14 protein-coding genes are annotated in these 16,077 nt (G+C 70.8%); 3 read left to right on the forward strand and 11 right to left on the reverse strand.

The genetic code is table 11. The annotated features are described in order from the left end of the window. Positions 1 to 22: 22 nt before the first annotated feature. The gene (locus tag Raf01_RS11850) at positions 23 to 496 is read left to right on the forward strand and encodes a hypothetical protein (protein ID WP_203917846.1); all 474 of its coding nucleotides are present in this window, start codon (positions 23 to 25) and stop codon (positions 494 to 496) included. After that, positions 493 to 1,563: a bile acid:sodium symporter family protein gene (locus Raf01_RS11855; protein WP_239133535.1), complete on the forward strand. Its 1,071-nt coding sequence runs from the start codon at positions 493 to 495 to the stop codon at positions 1,561 to 1,563. The genes Raf01_RS11850 and Raf01_RS11855 overlap by 4 nt, the downstream gene beginning before the upstream one ends. Positions 1,564 to 1,669: 106 nt before the next feature. On the opposite strand, the gene Raf01_RS11860 is transcribed toward Raf01_RS11855, so the two are convergent. The 10 genes from Raf01_RS11860 to Raf01_RS11905 all read right to left on the reverse strand — a co-directional run bounded on the left by Raf01_RS11860 (position 1,670) and on the right by Raf01_RS11905 (position 13,531). After that, positions 1,670 to 2,311 carry an SGNH/GDSL hydrolase family protein gene (locus tag Raf01_RS11860; RefSeq protein WP_203917847.1) on the reverse strand — a complete coding sequence of 214 codons (642 nt, stop codon included), beginning with the start codon at positions 2,309 to 2,311 and terminating at the stop codon, positions 1,670 to 1,672. A gap of 16 nt (positions 2,312 to 2,327) precedes the next feature. Next, entirely contained in the window at positions 2,328 to 3,500 is a 1,173-nt protein-coding gene (locus Raf01_RS11865) for a DUF5005 domain-containing protein (protein ID WP_203917848.1), read from the reverse strand. A 65-nt stretch (positions 3,501 to 3,565) separates the two neighbouring features. After that, positions 3,566 to 4,372, reverse strand: coding sequence for an SDR family NAD(P)-dependent oxidoreductase (locus Raf01_RS11870; protein ID WP_203917849.1), 807 nt, complete (start codon positions 4,370 to 4,372; stop codon positions 3,566 to 3,568). Further along, positions 4,365 to 5,369 carry an aldose epimerase family protein gene (locus tag Raf01_RS11875; RefSeq protein WP_239133546.1) on the reverse strand — a complete coding sequence of 335 codons (1,005 nt, stop codon included), beginning with the start codon at positions 5,367 to 5,369 and terminating at the stop codon, positions 4,365 to 4,367. The genes Raf01_RS11870 and Raf01_RS11875 overlap by 8 nt, the downstream gene beginning before the upstream one ends. Continuing rightward, positions 5,369 to 6,598, reverse strand: coding sequence for an enolase C-terminal domain-like protein (locus tag Raf01_RS11880; protein ID WP_203917851.1), 1,230 nt, complete (start codon positions 6,596 to 6,598; stop codon positions 5,369 to 5,371). Before Raf01_RS11880 ends, Raf01_RS11875 begins: the two co-directional genes overlap by 1 nt. After that, entirely contained in the window at positions 6,595 to 9,651 is a 3,057-nt protein-coding gene (locus Raf01_RS11885; protein ID WP_203917852.1) for a glycoside hydrolase family 38 N-terminal domain-containing protein, read from the reverse strand. The genes Raf01_RS11880 and Raf01_RS11885 overlap by 4 nt, the downstream gene beginning before the upstream one ends. Positions 9,652 to 9,719: 68 nt before the next feature. Beyond that, complete coding sequence (locus Raf01_RS11890) at positions 9,720 to 10,550, reverse strand: carbohydrate ABC transporter permease (protein ID WP_203917853.1); 831 nt, start codon at positions 10,548 to 10,550, stop codon at positions 9,720 to 9,722. After that, complete coding sequence (locus Raf01_RS11895; RefSeq protein WP_203917854.1) at positions 10,550 to 11,509, reverse strand: carbohydrate ABC transporter permease; 960 nt, start codon at positions 11,507 to 11,509, stop codon at positions 10,550 to 10,552. The genes Raf01_RS11890 and Raf01_RS11895 overlap by 1 nt, the downstream gene beginning before the upstream one ends. Then, positions 11,509 to 12,759: an ABC transporter substrate-binding protein gene (locus tag Raf01_RS11900; protein ID WP_203917855.1), complete on the reverse strand. Its 1,251-nt coding sequence runs from the start codon at positions 12,757 to 12,759 to the stop codon at positions 11,509 to 11,511. Before Raf01_RS11900 ends, Raf01_RS11895 begins: the two co-directional genes overlap by 1 nt. 46 nt (positions 12,760 to 12,805) lie before the next feature. Further along, positions 12,806 to 13,531 (reverse strand): FadR/GntR family transcriptional regulator, encoded by a 726-nt coding sequence (locus tag Raf01_RS11905; protein WP_203917856.1) that lies wholly within the window; start codon positions 13,529 to 13,531, stop codon positions 12,806 to 12,808. A gap of 188 nt (positions 13,532 to 13,719) precedes the next feature. On the opposite strand from Raf01_RS11905, the gene Raf01_RS11910 reads away from it, so the two are divergent. Continuing rightward, positions 13,720 to 14,562 carry a FadR/GntR family transcriptional regulator gene (locus tag Raf01_RS11910; RefSeq protein WP_203917857.1) on the forward strand — a complete coding sequence of 281 codons (843 nt, stop codon included), beginning with the start codon at positions 13,720 to 13,722 and terminating at the stop codon, positions 14,560 to 14,562. Here the strand turns inward: Raf01_RS11910 and Raf01_RS11915 are convergent, their stop codons facing one another. Beyond that, complete coding sequence (locus tag Raf01_RS11915) at positions 14,563 to 16,053, reverse strand: MFS transporter (protein ID WP_308442647.1); 1,491 nt, start codon at positions 16,051 to 16,053, stop codon at positions 14,563 to 14,565. It abuts the gene before it with no gap. Positions 16,054 to 16,077 lie beyond the last annotated feature (24 nt).

Raw genomic sequence — 16,077 nt, forward strand, 5'->3', positions numbered from 1 at the left:
GCACGGGGCATGCTTGGAAGCTATGAGCCGTCCCGGATCGTATGCCCGCACCACCGCGCCGGCCCGGTACCGCCGTCACCGGGCGCCCCCGTCGATCCAGACGGCCGCCCTGTTCCAGTACCTGGGTGCCCTGCTCACCCTCGCGGCGGCCGCCACGGTCGAGACGATCGCCCGCGGCCGGCCGCACTACGCGGCCCTGGACCGGGTGCCCGACTCGTTGCGCCGCAACCTGGACATGGGCGGTCCGGTGATCGCCGTCGCGCTGGCCGTGCTCGGGCTGTGCTGGTTGCTGGTCGCGCGCAAGCTTCAACGCGGGCGGCAATGGGCCCGGCACACCGTGATGGTGCTGAGCCTGGTCGCCATCGCCACCGCGGTCTACTTCGCCGGGCTGCGGCACGATCCGCGGGTGCTCGCCGGGTTGGCCCTGCCGGCGCTGTGGGCCATGCTGCTCAGTACCGACGCCGCCCGCGCGTGGTGCCGCGATGACGGTAGGTGACGCTCGTCACCACGCCCACCGGCCTGACCTGTCAGAATGACCACGTGGCGTGGCGCAACCGGTTACCCATCGACGGGTTCATCCTGACGCTGCTCGCGACTGTTCTCCTGGCCACCCTGCTGCCGGCACGAGGCGGGGGCGTACAGGTCTTCGACGTTCTCACCACGGTCGCGGTCGGGCTGCTGTTCTTCCTCTACGGCGCCCGGCTGTCCCCGCAGGCGGCCTGGGCCGGGGCGCGGCACTGGCGGCTGCACACCACGATCCTGCTCGCCACGTTCGCGCTCTTCCCGCTGCTCGGGCTCGCCGCCCGGCTCCTCGAACCCTGGCTGCTGACTCCCGCGCTGTACCAGGGCGTGCTGTTCCTGTGCGCGGTGCCCTCGACCGTACAGTCGTCGATCGCGTTCACCTCGATCGCCAAGGGCAACGTCGCGGCCGCGGTCTGCGGCGCGTCGTTTTCGAACCTCGCCGGCGTGGTGATCACCCCGCTGCTGGTGGCCGCGCTCTTGCACGGCGACGGCCAGGTGCGGCTGTCCGGTGGATCGGCCGTGACCATCGCCCTGCAACTGCTGGCCCCGTTCGCCTTGGGCCAGCTCGCCCGGCCGTGGATCGCCGGCTGGCTGGGCCGGCACAAGCGGCCGGTCGCACTCGTCGACCGGGGCTCGATCCTGCTCGTGGTCTACACCGCGTTCAGCGCCGGCGTGGTCGCCGGCATCTGGCACGAGGTCGCGCCGGGCCGGCTGGTCGCGGTGGCCGCGGTCGACCTCGTCCTGCTGGGCTGCGTCCTGGGAATCCTGGTACTGGCCAGCCGGATGCTGCGGTTCTCCCGCGCGGACCGCACCGCGGCGGTCTTCTGCGGTTCGAAGAAGAGTCTGGCCAGCGGCCTGCCGATGGCGGCGGTGCTGTTCAGCGGGCACACCGTCGGGCTGGTCGTGCTGCCGCTGATGCTGTTCCACCAGATCCAGCTGATGGTCTGCGCGGCGCTGGCCCGGTTCTGGGGCGCCAGGGCCGGCGAGGACGACACCGGGCAGCGGACCCGGTCGCTGGCGGCCGCCGGCTCGACCGGCTGACGGCACCCGTCGACGGCGCCGGACTTGGCGGGGCCGATCTGGCGGGGCCGGCCGACAGCGGCCGGTGCCGACCGGGCCCGGTTCGGACCCGGGCGGCACCGTGAGGTCACTCTCCGGCGGACGGAACGGTCTCGATCGCGTTCAGGAACGCGTCGGCGAGCACGGCGTGGCCGGGCAGGTTCGGGTGGATGCGGTCTTCGGCCCAGTCGCTCGCGTCCGACGACACCAGCACCCGGTCGAACGCCTCCTGGCAGGCCACGTGAACGGCGTCGAACTCGGTCGCGAGCGACGCCACCACCTTGCCGTACCGGTCGGTCTCCGCGCGCTGCGGCTCGTTCCGGTCCGGCTCGATGAGGTACGGGTCGGCGAGGATCAGCCGGCAGCCGGTGGCCTCCACCGCCCGGGTCAGCAGTGCGCGCAGGGTGCTCTCGTACTCGTCGATCGGCACCGCCTGGTCCGGCTGGTCCTCGAAGGCGCGCCAGATGTCGTTGATGCCGATCATCACGGACAGCCAGTCCGGCCGCGCCTCGACGACGTCCTGCTCCCACCGGGCGGACAGGTCCCGCACGGTGTCGCCGCTGATGCCGTGGTTGAGCCAGGTGAGCCGGGTGTCGGGCTGGCGGGCCGTGACGAACGCCCGGACCAGACTCAGGTATCCGTTGCCGAACGGCGCGTACAGGTCCCTGCGCCCGCAGTCGGTGATGCTGTCGCCGATGAACACGACGCGCTGATTGTCCTGAAAGAGCATGGTTGCCTCCGCGCGGTCACCGGGATCCCGCGGTGGCGAGCGTTACGCGTGCGTCCACGAAACGGGGCCGGTAGATGGACACGTCACTGTACAGGTCGGTGTTGTCGAAACTGTTGACGTTATAGGAGATCACAAGCCGCTCAGCGTCGCTGTACTCGGGGTGGACGTGCGGGTTGTACGTGTAGACGTTGGCGTTGCCGTAACTGCCGGACGCGCCCGTCTCCGGCGTCGTGTACAGCAGTGTCTTGCCGGTGAACGGGCCGGTCGGCGAGTCCCCGAGGTACCCGACGATCTTCGCGCTCAGCAACTCCGTGGTGTCCTGGGTGACCAGCAGGTAACGGCCGCGCCACGGGACGACGCTGTGCTCGTTGGCCACCCCGTCCATGACCCGCACCGAGTCACCCTCCACGGTGGACCATCCGGCGCCGGTCCAGTACTGCCAGGCCGCCGCCCCCGGGTCCCGGCCCGGCACCCGGGCGACGTGCAGGTACTTCGTGGCGCTGAGGTCCTCGACGCCGTAGATGTACAGGTAGCGGCCGACCGGTTGCAGCCACGCCGACCAGGTGATCCCGGCGCTCGACGGCAGCGGGCGGATCGGTCCCGGCCGGTCGAGCCGATCGGTCGGCGTGCTGGCCATCGCGGTCCCCATCCAGGCGAAGTCGAACGGGCCGGTGCCGGTGCGCCCGAACTCGATGAGGATCTGGTGCAGCATGCCGCCGTCGACCAGGCTGGCGCCCATCCAGTACCAGTGGTCCGGGTTGGTGGGCGCGTACAGGGCGGCTGGCGCGTCGGCCGTACCGCCGTGCACGGTGGCGAACCGGTCGCCGGTCCGAACCACGGCCGAGTTGTTGATGAACGGCGTGGTCAGTGGGCGGCTACCGTCCGGATTCACCGGCCCGAGGAACGTGTCGGAGAAGATGAACATCTCGCGCCCGCCGGGCAGCTTCGCGGTGTAGGTGCTGTCCGCGCCGGTCCAGCCGGTGCCGCTGTCGCTGTACGCGTTGAGCGCGCCGGTCAGCGGGGTGTCCGGCGTGGCGGACAGCACGCGTAGCGCCGGGGCGCTCGCTGGTCCGGCCGGCGCCGCAGCCCCGGCAGCAGCAGCGGGTCGGGCGCCGAGCAGGCCGAGCGCGCCGGCACCGGCCACGCCGGCGGCGCCGCGCATCAACTGACGACGGGTGATCGGGGACATGTACGTACCACCTTTCACTACAGGGATGCCGCGGCACTCGGATGCCGGCCGCGGTCGGGTTGGGCTCAGGCGTCGTCGCGGTCCGGGAGAGCGGCCGGGTTCACGGCCAGCAGGCCGCCGTCCACCCGGTACTCGGCGCCGGTCACGAACGACGCGCGGTCGCTGGCGAGGAACGCCACGACCTCCGCCACCTCGGCGGGCCGGCCGACCCTGCCGAGCGGGTGGCTGCGTCCCCACTCGCGGACCGTTTCGTCCACAGTGGACTCGCCGCGGTACAGGTCGGCGGCCCAGCGCAGCATCGGCGTGTCCACCGAGCCGGGGCACACCGCGTTGACCCGGATCCGGTCGGCCGCGTGGTCCAGCGCCATGGACCGCACCAGCGCGTTGATGCCGGCCTTGCTGACCGCGTACGCGGCGACCCGCTCCTGCGAGACGTACGCCTGCACCGAGGACACCGCGACGATCGCGCCGCCGCCCCGGGAACGCAGGTACGGGATGGCCGCCCGGCAGGTGAGGAACACGCCGCGCAGGTTGACCCCGAGCACCTCGTCCCAGAGCTGGTCGCTGGTCTCCTCCACGGTGCCGTACCGCTGAATGCCGGCGCTGGTGACCACGACGTCGAGTCCGCCGAAACGCTCGGCGGCGCCGGACACGAAGCCCGACACGGCCCCGGGATCGGTGACGTCGGCGACGCTGCCCCACACCCGGTGGCCCGCCTCGCGCATCCGCCGCTCCACCTCGTCCACGGTGGACCGCTCGTGGCCGCAGAACGCCACCGCCGCACCTGCCGTGGCGAGCCGGGTCACCACGGCCTCGCCGATGCCCATCGACCCGCCGGTGACCAGCGCGACTTTGCCGGTGAACTCAGCCATCCCCGATCACTCCGATCGACCACGCCAGGGTCCGGGTCTGGCCACCCTCCAGCGTCAGCGCCGAACCGTTGTCCACCGCGCCGGGCAGGCCGTCGGTCGGGTAGCTGGAGAACGGCTCCACCCCGACCACGTAGGCCCGGCCCCACCACGGGTGGTCCCGGCTCGCCCCCAACTCGTGCCACAGCCACAGGTACGGCAGCACGGAGGCGTCCCACTCGACCCGTACGCCGGCCGCCGAGTCCGGGTCGGCCAGCTCGTACCAGCCGGCGGAGAACTCGGTGAGGTACACGATGTCGCTCGGCGCGCCCCGGTCGGGTACGACCGACAGGTCGACCCGGCCGCCGTCCGGCGTGGGTACCACCGGCCACGGGTACGGTCCGCCCGCCGCGACGGCGCGGTCCGGCGGGTTGATCGGTTCCGGATGCGGGAGCACGCACACACCCTCCGGCAGCCGGATCCGATACCCGGGGCGCAGGAACGGCGCGCCGTACGCCAGGTGCTGGCCCCACATCGCGTGCACCGCCACCGGTGCCTCGTTGACCAACTCCTCCTCGACGACCAGCCGGGCCTGGCCCCGGCGCAGCCGCAGTACCTTGCGCACCAGCAGCGGGGTGCGCACGCACCGCGCCGACAGCCGGACGGCCACCTCGGACTCCCCGTCGGCGACGACGGCACAGTCCCAGCGCAGCCCGACCAGTTCGGCGTGCTGGTCCAGCGGCGCGCCCCGGTACCGGGCCGGAGCGCCGCCGTTGGGCAGCACCTCCTGCCACCCGCCCGGGTACGTGTCGAAGAAGCCGGCCGGCGCGCCGATCGGCGCGCGGGCGTTCGGGTTGAGCCAGACCAGGTCCAGGTCCCGCCGCTTGTCGTTGAACTCCACCACATGTGCCCCGGCCAGGCACACGGTCACCCGCAGCCGCTCGTTCTCCAGGACCACGGCCGGGGCGCCGTCCCAGGTGGTCTCGCGCAACCGGGCACCCCAGTTGCGCCGCGCGACCATCACGCCATCACCGCCGGATCCGCCGGATCGGCCCACCGGTCGTTGGGGACCAGCGGGTACCAGCCCGGCCGGGCCGGGTCCCGGTCGTACGGGTAGCCACGCAGCTCCCGGTACAGCTCGGCGTACTGCGCCACCCGCTGCGGGTCCAGCCGCACGCCCAGCCCCGGCCCGGACGGCACCGTGATCGCACCGTCCACATAGGGCATCTTGCCGCCGGCGATGATGTCGTCGCGCAGGTGGTGGTAGTGCGCGTCGGCGGCGTACGTGAGGTTCGGCAGCACCGCGCCCAGGTGCAGCATGGTGGCCAGCTGGATGCCCAGCTCACCGGAGGAGTGCACCGCCACGCCGAGCTGGAACGTGTCGCACACCGCGGCCGCCTTCACGCACGGCCGGATGCCGCCCCAGAACGTCGTGTCCAGCAGCACCACGTCGACCGACGGGTCGCGCACGTTCGTCGCCAGTTGCTCGAAGTTCACCACGACGGTGTTGGTGGCCAGCGGGATGCCCAGGTCGCGCAGCTGCCGCATCCCGTTGAGCCCCCAGGTCGGGTCCTCCAGGTACTCGTTGGGAAGGTCGGCGACCGCCTTGCCGAACCGCCACGCCTGTGCCACCGACAGCGCCGCGTTCGGGTCGTAGCGCAGCCGGTCGCCGGGCAGCGCGCCGGCCAGCGCGCGATAGCACTCCAACTCGTACTCCGGCGGGAACACCCCACCCTTGAGCTTGTGCACGGTGAAGCCGTGCTGGCGCTTCAGGTCCCGGGCGTGCTCGGCCAGCTGCTCCGGGGTGCGCACCTCCCCGGTGCCGTCCGCGCCGGGCAGCCGGAAGAACAGGTACGACGCGAACGGCACCCGGTCGCGCAGCTTCCCGCCGAGCAGGTCGTACACCGGCACGTTCAGGTGCTGGCCGATCAGGTCGAGGCAGGCGAACTCCACCGCGGCCAGCAATTGGGTCCGGTTGTTGTAGAGGCTCGCGGTCGGGTTGGCGATGGCGAACCGCAGCGCCTCCAGGGCGAACGGGTCGTGCCCCAGCAGGTACTCGCGCAGACCCACCACGGCAGCCTCGGCGCTCTCCCCGCCGCCGCCCAGCTCGCCGAGCCCGACGAGGCCGTTGTCCGCCTCGACCTCGACGATGGTGCGGACGAACCGGCCCCAGTGCGCGCCGTTCGAGTGGCGCAGCGGCGCCTCCAGCGGCACGGTGACCGTGGTGGCGCGGATGTCGACGATCCTCATCGGGTCACCCGGTCGATCGACACCGCGATGAACCCGTTCGCCGGCACGGAGACCACCGTCTCGCCGTCGCGAACCTCCAGCGGTCGCTGGTCGCGTTCCAGGCTGGTGCCGACCTGGGCCGCGCGCATGCCGGGTACCGACAGCCGGGTGTCGACGGCCGACCCGGCCACCGAGGCGAGGTACGCGACGAGGTCGTGACCGCGCCGGGACGCGCCGAGTGCGACGACCCGCACCAGCGGGTGGTCGACGGTCGCGAACCGCTCGGTCGCCGCCGGCGGATCGCCCTGCCCGGACACCGGGACGGCCAGCAACGGATCGGTGAACGACGCCGCGGTGGCCGGGCCGAGGATCGCCGGGTCGCCGGCCGGTTCCGAGGCGATGGCGTACCGGAAGGTGGTCTCGCCCTGCTGCTGCGCCGGGAAGTTGGTGTCCCAGATGTTGTTCATCGCCCACGAGTACACGGTGCCCGGCTCCGCCGGCTGGGGGCGCAGCGTCGGCGGGAACGGCGCGTACGGCAGGTACAGGTCGCCGAACATGACCAGTGGTGCCTCCAGGGTGGCCCAGGCGACGGCCAGTTCACCGTCGTCGAAGCCGACCCAGTGCCGTACCGGCGTCAGGTGCCGGGCAGCCCCCGGGACCACGGCGGCGTCCGGCCCGCCAACGCCACCGGTCAGTTCCCAGGCAGCCGGCGCACCGGTCGCGAGCGGGAACGCGAAGAAGATGCTCTCCTTCGCCGGTGCGCCCTGCTTGTACAGCCGGTTGGTCACGTCCACCCGGGGCACGCCGCGGTACAGGCTGATGGTGGTGCGCAGCCAGTCCACCCCGTCGCCGGACAGCTCGATCTCCAGCGTCTCCCCCACCGGCGTGCGGTGCGCGCGCAGCAGGGTGGGCCGCCGGCCCACCGCCCGCGAGGCGAGCAACGACAGGTCGGCGTGCTCCGGGTCGGTACCGGCCGAGATGTGCCCGGACAGGTGGTTGATGTGCGGCGCGGTCGAGTAGCGCTCGTACACGTACTGGTTCATCCGGGCGTACCCGCCCGCGTTGACCAGCTCGCGGCCGGCCCGCTTGTCGAACAGCGAGGAGATGGCGCCGTCGGTCGGATCGACGACGACCCGGTAGAACTCGTTCTCCACCTGCCACGCCGCCAGCTCGACCGGCTCCGGGGACGGAACGTCCGCCGCGACGATGTCGAACCTGGCCTGCCCCACCGCCGGGACGTCCGCCGCGACGAACCACAGCCGACGCCCGGCCGGCCGGGTGGGCCACTCCTCGGGGCGTTCGAGGTGTTCGTGGTGGGGCACCGCGTCCCCGGTCCGCGCGTCCACGATGGACACGTGCGTGTCCAGGGGCACGGTGCTGGCCGGCAGGAACGCCTCGACGACGTCGGTGCGGTCGGCCGGCCCGAGGTTGGCGACCAGGTACGCGGCCAGCGCCCCGTCCGGCCGCCCGTGCTCCGCGCCGAGCCGGTGCGCCCCGGCCCGCCGCAGGTCCTCGGCGTCGTCCGCGGCGGAGTACGCCAGCTCGCACTTGCGCGCCCACTGCATCCCGCCGGAGTCGAAGCCGTCCTCGTGGTCGTGCCACGGGTTGGCCGCTCCCCAGGTGTGCTCGTCGAACAGGCCGAGCTTGTCGTACGTGCCGTCCACACCGGACGGTGCGCCGGCGAGCGTGTGCAGGGTCTCCGCGTGCCGCAGCGCGTTCTGGGCGCGCCGGGCGTAGCCCAGCGGCCGGGCGCCCGAGCCGAGACCGTCGGCCCACCAGTCGGTCCAGTCGCCGCAGTGCTCGGCGAGCCGGTCGCCGAACCGCTGCTCGGCCTCGACGAAGAACTCGGTGTTGGTGGACATCCGCAGCCGGGGGTACGCGTACCGCTCGTTCCACGCCCGTACCACCGACGGCGGCATGAGCGACGGGCCGGCGTTGTCCGCGTTGCCGCCCTGGACCCGCAGGTGCAGCACGTCCCACGGGTACGGCGTCTTGGTCAGCCGGTCGTCCGGCAGCCCGGACCAGCCGAACGCCTCCCGCCCGTACGGCACCGCGTGCTCCGCCACCCGCAGCAGGTACCCGGGCAGCAGTCCCTGCGCCGCGTCAAAGCTCTCCCCGAGCCCGACGACGTTGCCCTCCATGTACGCCATGCCGTGCGGTGTGTCGGTGAACCAGACCAGCACCCGGTTCCCGGCCGGCGAGCGCCACCAGAACGGCCGGCCCAGTTCCTGGCCGCCGGTCAGGAACGGCACCGAGCGACCCGCCCAGTTGTGCGCGGCCGACAGGTACCGCACGCCGCTGGCGGCCAGCGCGTCGACGAACCCGACGACGGCCCCCGGTACGTCGGTGTGCATCGCCGAGGTGACCGGAATGTCGTACCGTTCGCGCAGGTCGTCGGTGAAGCGCAGCATGCGGTGCAGCTCGTCGACCGAGCACGCCTCGGTGTGCAGCTGGAACGGCATCGCGGTGACCTCGATCCGGCCCGCCTTGACCAGCCGCGTGAACTCGCCGACGGCGTCGGCCGGGCGGGCATCGAGGAAGTGGCGCACCGGCAGCGCCGACTCCACGGTCCATCGGAACCGTGAGTCGTCGGGCCAGTCATCTGTCTCGGCGGCCAGCTCGACGGCGGAGTCCAGGTAGTCGAGGTGGTTGCGCAGCACCACACCCTGCCGGTCGGTGTACCCGATGTCCAGGTGCGAGTGGTGCACCACGTGCACGGTCCACTTGCGCTGCGGCGCGACCCGTACCGTGCCCTGACCGTGCCCCTCCACCTCGACGGTGACGTCGATCGGAGAATCGACCTCCGGCATCCAGAGGTCAGCCCGGTCGGTCACCGTCGCTCGGTCCACAGTGGACTCGCCGACGCGCAGGGCGACGGTCACCGGCACGGTCGAGGTCACCCGCACCGCCTGCTCCAGACCGCCTGAGCCGTCGCGGAACAGGGGTAGCGCGGCGGCGGTCACCGTCGCCTGTGGACTGTCGATGACGGTGGTGGCTCCCGCGGCGCGCAGCGTGGCGCGCATGTCGTCGTAGCCCGGTGAGCCGAGACTCGCCCGCAGCAGGCGGCTGGTCATGCAGGTCCTTTCGGGTTGGTACGGGTGGCAGGTTGGGAACTGCCGAGTTTCAGGGACTGGCCCAGCTTTCAGAACTGGCCCAGCGCGAGTCCGCGCGCGAACAGGCGCTGGGTACCGAGGAACAGCAGGACGGTCGGCAGGGACATCACGAGTCCGGAGGCGAGTACCACCGGGATCGTGCTGCCCCCGTACGCGCTGGACAGGGACGACAGCGCGGTCATCACCGGCCGCACGGTGTCGGTCTGCGACAGGGTGAGCCCGAACAGCAGATCGTTCCAGATGAACGCGAACTCCAGGATGAACACCGCCCACAGAGCCGACAGCGCGAGCGGCAGGTACACCCGCCAGAAGACGCGCCAGATCGACGCGCCGTCCATCCGGGCGGCCTCGAAGATGGTGTACGCGACGCCGGTGAAGAAGTTGCGCATCACGAACGCCGCGAGCGGGATACTCACCGCCAGGTAGATGAGGACCAGGCCGCCGCGCCGGTCGTACAGGTCGGTCGAGCTGTACCCGAGGAACAGCGGGATCAGCAGCATCTGGGTCGGCACCACGGTGCCGCCGAACAGCAGCATGAACCACCAGAACCCGGCGCGCACCCGCAGTACCGCGATGGCGAACCCGGCCATCGCGCCGAGCACGACCGCCAGCCCCGGCGAGGCGATGCTGTAGAGGAAGGTGGAGGCGAGGCTCGATCCGAGCCCGGCCGAGTCCCAGCCCTGGCGGATGTTGTCGAACAGACCGAGGTGGGTGTCCGGTGTCCAGATCTTCGACTGGTCGTACGAGGTGCTCGGCCGGGCCGCGTTGACCAGCAGCAGGTAGACCGGGATCAGCCAGACCAGGCCGAGAACCAGCAGCACCGCGCGGCGGACGAACCAAGCCGCGTTCCGCTCGCGCATCAGCCCAGCCCCTCTCGCGTCTTGACCTGCCGGCGCAGGTACGCCAGCGTCACCGCGGCCGTGGTCAGGGTGAGCACCAGCGCGACCGCCGAGCCGTACCCGTAGTCCCCGCTGACGAACGCGTCCCGGTACATGGTCACGGCGAGCGTCTCGGACGACCGGCCCGGACCGCCCTGCGTGGTCACCCAGACGATGTCGAAGGTCTTGAGGCTGGCCACCAGCGCCAACCCGACCACGACCGTGGTCAGCGGCGCGAGCAGCGGCCAGGTGATGCTGCGGAAGAGCCGGAACCCGCCGGCGCCGTCCAGCCGCGCCGCCTCCAGCGGCTCCTTCGGAATCGACTGCAGCCCGACCATGAACAGCAACGCGTTGACCCCGGTCTGCTGCCAGGTCCAGGCAACGATCATGGAGATCGTGTTGTACGGCCAGTGCTGCAGGAAGTCCGTGTGAGCACCGGGCAGGTGCAGCGCGCCGAGGACGTCGTTGGCGGCGCCGCCGTCCTGCAGGATGAAGCCCCAGATGACGCCGAGCCCGGCTCCGGACAGCGCGTACGGCAGCATGAACGGCAACCGGAATCCGCTGCCGCCCCTGATACCGAAGGACAGCAACGCGATCAGCAGGCCCAGGCCGACCGGAAGCACCGTCGTGCCGACCACCCACATCAGAGTGTTGCGCACCGAACTGCCGAGGGCCGGGTCGCTGAAGAACTTGCGGAAGTTGTCCAGCGCCACCCACTGCGGGGAGCTGAGCCCGTCGTACTTGGTGAAGCTCAACACCACCGTGTAGAGGAACGGCAGGTACAGCAGGAGGGCGACGACCAGAGCGGCCGGCGAGAGGAAGCCGATCGCGGTCCAGTTTCCCCTACCGCGCCGCCGGCCGGGGCGGGCCCCGGGAGCGGTCGCTCCCGGGGCCTGCCGTGCTCCGGCGGCCGCGACGGCCGGTGCGCCGGGCGCGGACATCAGTTGCTCTTCCAGTATTCGTCGGCAGCCTGCTGGATGGTCTGCAGCTGCTTCTGGTAGCTCGACGGGTCGGCGAGGAATCCACTGAAGGCGTCGAGCGCGGCGGTCAGGATCGGCGCCGGTGTCGCGTCGAAGTACCGGTTGTCCAGCGTGACCTGGTCGCCGGTCGCGGCCTGCGCCACGGTGTTGAGCGCCGGGTCATCGATCGTCACCTTCGGATTGGCCGACACGTCCTTGCGGCTGTTGGCCCACGTGGACTGCGCGTCCGGCTGGATCCACCACTTCATGAACTTGGTGTTGGCGGCCGGGTCGGGTGCCTTGGCCAGCGAGCACAGCGGCCCGCTCTCGAACGCCACCTGGGTCTTCGATGCCCCGGTGGTCACGTTCGGTACCACGAACATGCCGTAGTCGGAGTCGCTCTTCATGCCCGCCTGGACCAAGCTCGTGTTGAACCAGGTGCCCAGCAACGTCATGGCCGTCTTGCCCGACTTCATCTGGTCGGCCGGCTGCTCCTTGCTGCCCGGGTCGGCGAAGAGGCCCTGGTCGATCATTGACTTCCAGCGCTGCATCACGGCGACGACACCCGGGTCGGTGTACTTCGCCTTACCGGTCGCCAGCCGGTTGTAGAGGTCCGGGTCGGTACCGATGAGCAACTGCTGGAACCAGACGAAGCTGAACAGGATCGAGGTCTGGTAGAACGGCGCGAAGCCCTTGGCCTTCAACGCCGCCGCGTCGGCCATCAGGCCGTTCCAGTCCGTGGGCGGCGTGGTGATGCCGGCCGCGGCGAAGTCCTTCTTGTTGTAGAACATCACCCAGTAGGCCACGTTCAACGGCACGCAGTACTGCTTGCTGTCGAAGGTGAAGTACGGCTCCAGGTTCTTGGGCAGGTAACCCTTGTCGATCCCGTCCGACCAGATCGACGAGGTGTCCGCCACCTGCTTCGTGGAGATGAGATCCTGCAACTGGCCCCCGGTCGCCCAGGTGAACAGGTCGGGCTTGTTGGGGGTGCGCAGGGATGCCTTGATGAATGCCTGGTAGGTGTTCTCATCGGTGTACCCGACCGGGTTGACAGACAATCCGATCTGACTCTTGGACATGGTGCCGAGCTGCTGGAAGAACGGCTTCCATGCGCCCTTGTCGTTATAGAGCTTGAGCTCGCTCTTGTTGGCAGAGCCCGAGTTGCCACCACACGCGGTCAGAGCCAGCGCCGCGGTCGCGACCAGGGTCACGAGAATCCGTGTCCGCCGCACAGACGTCACCTTTCATCTTGAGGGACGGTTCATTTCGAGGGACGGTTCAGGAGGGCGCCAGGCGACCGCGTACCACGGCGGTGACGTCCTCAAGGTGTCGCCGCATCAGTTCGCCGGCCCGTTCGCGTTGGCCGGACTCGATAGCGGCGAGGACGGCCCGGTGCTCCACGTGGTCGCGGCTCCGGTCGTCGAAGAGTTGCAGAATCTCGCGCTGCTCACCGGCATGCACCGAAAGCAGCGAATCCAGTACCTCGCGCAGGATGCGATGCCCGCTCGCGGTGGCCACGGCACGATGGAAGGCCATGTTCGCCTCGTGCAGCCGCTGATCGTTGCCCGCCAGGCAGCGTTCGGCCGTGGCGAGCGTGTCACGCAGTTCGGCTCGTGCCGCCGCTCCCCTGTGCTCGGCGGCCAACCCGGCCAGGTGCGGCTCGATGAGCAGCCGCGCCTCGAGCAGCTGGACGAGCTGCTCGCCACCGAGCCGGGGCGGGTTGGGGTTGGCCATCACCAGCCGGTCGATCCCGGCGTTGACATACATCCCCGAGCCATGGCGGATGTCGATCGCACCGGTGGCCTGGAGCCGGCGCAGCGCCTCGCGCATGGTCGGCGTGGCGACGGCGAACCGGTCCGCCAGTACTCGTGCCGCCGGCAACCGGTCGCCCGGTTCCAGGCCCTCGCCACGGATCAGTTCGACGATGCCGACCTGCAACGCGTCGGACAGGCTCGGCCTGGCTACCTCGGTACCGGCGTCGCCGGCAACCGCTGGATCAGCCACGACCTCACCCGCCCTGTGCTCTCCCGTGAACAAGTGAGCAAGAGATTAGATGACTTATTCACTTGATGTCTAGACCCAGCGTCCTGCCTAGACCCAGCGTCACGCACACCTGCGCAGTTGGTGAGAGCGCGCGCGATGCGCGACAATGACGCGTCGTCGATGGCGCCGCCACGGAAAGGTGCGCTGCCGTGCCTTCTTTTGAACTCGCCGGTCCTCCGGTCGAGCCGGTCGAACGCCGGCGGCTCGCCGACGAACTGACCGTGCGGATCCTGGAACACATCAGGAACGAGGACCTGCGCCCCGGCGACCGGCTGCCCGCGACGCGGGTGCTCGCGCAGCGGTTCGCCGTCGCCACCCCCACGCTGCGCGAGGCGCTGCGGCGCCTGGAGGCGACCGGCGCGCTCGAGCTGCGTCACGGCTCCGGTGTGTACGTACGTGGCGAGCACGGCCGGCTCATCGTGGCCAATCCGAACCGGCTACGCCTGGACCGCTCCGCGATCCTCGACCTGATCGCCGCGCGCGAGCTGATCGAGCCGCACCTGGCCGAGGGCGCCGCACGGCGGGCGGTGCAGGACAGTGCCCGGCTCACCCGACTCTCGACGAGCCTCGACCGGGCCGCGCGGGCGTTGAGCGACGGCACGGGCGACGGCACGGGTGACATCGCCGGTGACCGCATCCGCCCGAACAGCGGTGCCAGGCCGAAGGGCACAGGCGACGCGGCCGGAGCACCCGACGCGGACGACGCCGAACTGCACGCGGCGAACATGGACTTCCATCGTGAGATCGGCCGGCTCGGCGGCAACCAGGCCCTGACTCAGGTACTCGACTCGCTGCTGGACGTCTACGACCAGGAGCAGCGGCACATCCTGGCCCTGTACAACGACCGCGACCAGGATCTGCACGTGCATCAGTCGATCCTGGCCGCGATCGTCGCGGGTAAGCCGGCGCGCGCCCAGCGCCTCATGCGTGACCACCTGCGCGACGTACGCACCGTGGTCAGCGCGGCGTTGGACGCGCGCGACGTGGGCTGATCAGAAGGCCGCGGGTGCTCCCTCGGTCGCGGACAGCTGGTCACGACGTGCCCGTACCAGCACCGCGGTGATGACCGCGGCCAGCGCGATCAGGCCCGCGCTGACCCAGAACGCCACCGTGTAGCTGTGCACCGTACCGACCGCCAGCACCTGCGCCGGGGATCCGGACTTCGCGTGGTCGGCCAGGTACGAGGTCAGCGCCGAGGCGGCGATGGTGTTCAGCAGCGCGGTGCCGAGCGAGCCACCGATCTGCTGGGCGGTGTTGACCAGTGCGCTGGCCACCCCCGCGTCGTGATTGGCGACGCCGACCAGCGCGGTGTTTGACAGCGGGCCGAACGTGATGCCCATGCCGAAGCTGATCACGAGTACCGCCGGCAGGACGTGCGACCAGTATCCGGTGTCCACCCCGATCCGGGTCAGCAGCGCCATCCCCACGGCGGCCAGCGTCAGGCCGATCACCATCGAGACCCGCGGGCCGACCCGGGTCAGCAGCTGCGTGGACAGCCCGGCGCCGAGGATGATGCCCACGGTGAACGGCAGGAACGCCACACCGGTCATCAACGCCGAGTACCCCAGGGTGATCTGCATGTAGTACGTCAGGAACAGGAACACCCCGAACATGCCGACGCCGACCAGCAGCGCGGCGAGGTAGGAGCCGCCCCGGTTGTTGTCCAGGATGACCCGCATCGGCAGCAGCGGGTGCTTCGACCGCAGCTCGATCACGACGAACGCGGCGAGCAGGACCGCGGCACCGATCAGCAGGCTGAGCGTGGTCGCCGAGGTCCAGCCGTCGGACGACGCCTTCGTGAAGCCGTACACCAGCGCGACGAATCCGACCGTCGAGGTGAGCGCGCCCGGAATGTCGTACCGGGTGTTGCCCTCCGCCCGGCTCTCGTGCACGAACCGCAGTGCCAGGATCGCCGCCACGATCGCGACCGGCGCACTGACCAGCAGGCACCACCGCCACGACAGGTACTCGGTGAGCACACCGCCCGCCAGCAGGCCCACCGCGAGACCGCCACCGGCGATCGCGCCGTACACGCCGAATGCCCGGGCGCGCTCGCGCGCGTCGGTGAAGGTGACCGTCAGCAGGGACAGCGCGGCCGGCGCCATGAGCGCGGCGAACGCACCCTGTGCCCCCCGGGCGATGAACAGCATGCCCTCGTTGACCGCGCCACCGCCGATCGCGGAGGCGGCGGCGAAGCCGATCAGGCCGATGATGAAGGCCCTCTTGCGGCCGGTGAAGTCGGCGATCCGTCCGCCGAGCAGCAGCAGGCCGCCGAACGCCAGGGTGTAGGCGGTCACCACCCACTGCCGGTTGGCGTCGCTGATGTGCAGGTCGTGTTGGGCGGTGGGTAGCGCGATATTGACGATCGAGGCGTCCAGCACGATCAGCAACTGGGCCAGCGCTATGACTCCCAGCGCCAACCAGCGCCCCGGGTCAAGGGCGGGCGCCCTGGTCTGTGCCGGCGCCACCGTTTCGGTGGACATTGACATGATATGTTCCTCTCCAGG

It is taken from the genome of Rugosimonospora africana (assembly GCF_016862975.1).
Taxonomy (GTDB): domain Bacteria; phylum Actinomycetota; class Actinomycetes; order Mycobacteriales; family Micromonosporaceae; genus Rugosimonospora; species Rugosimonospora africana.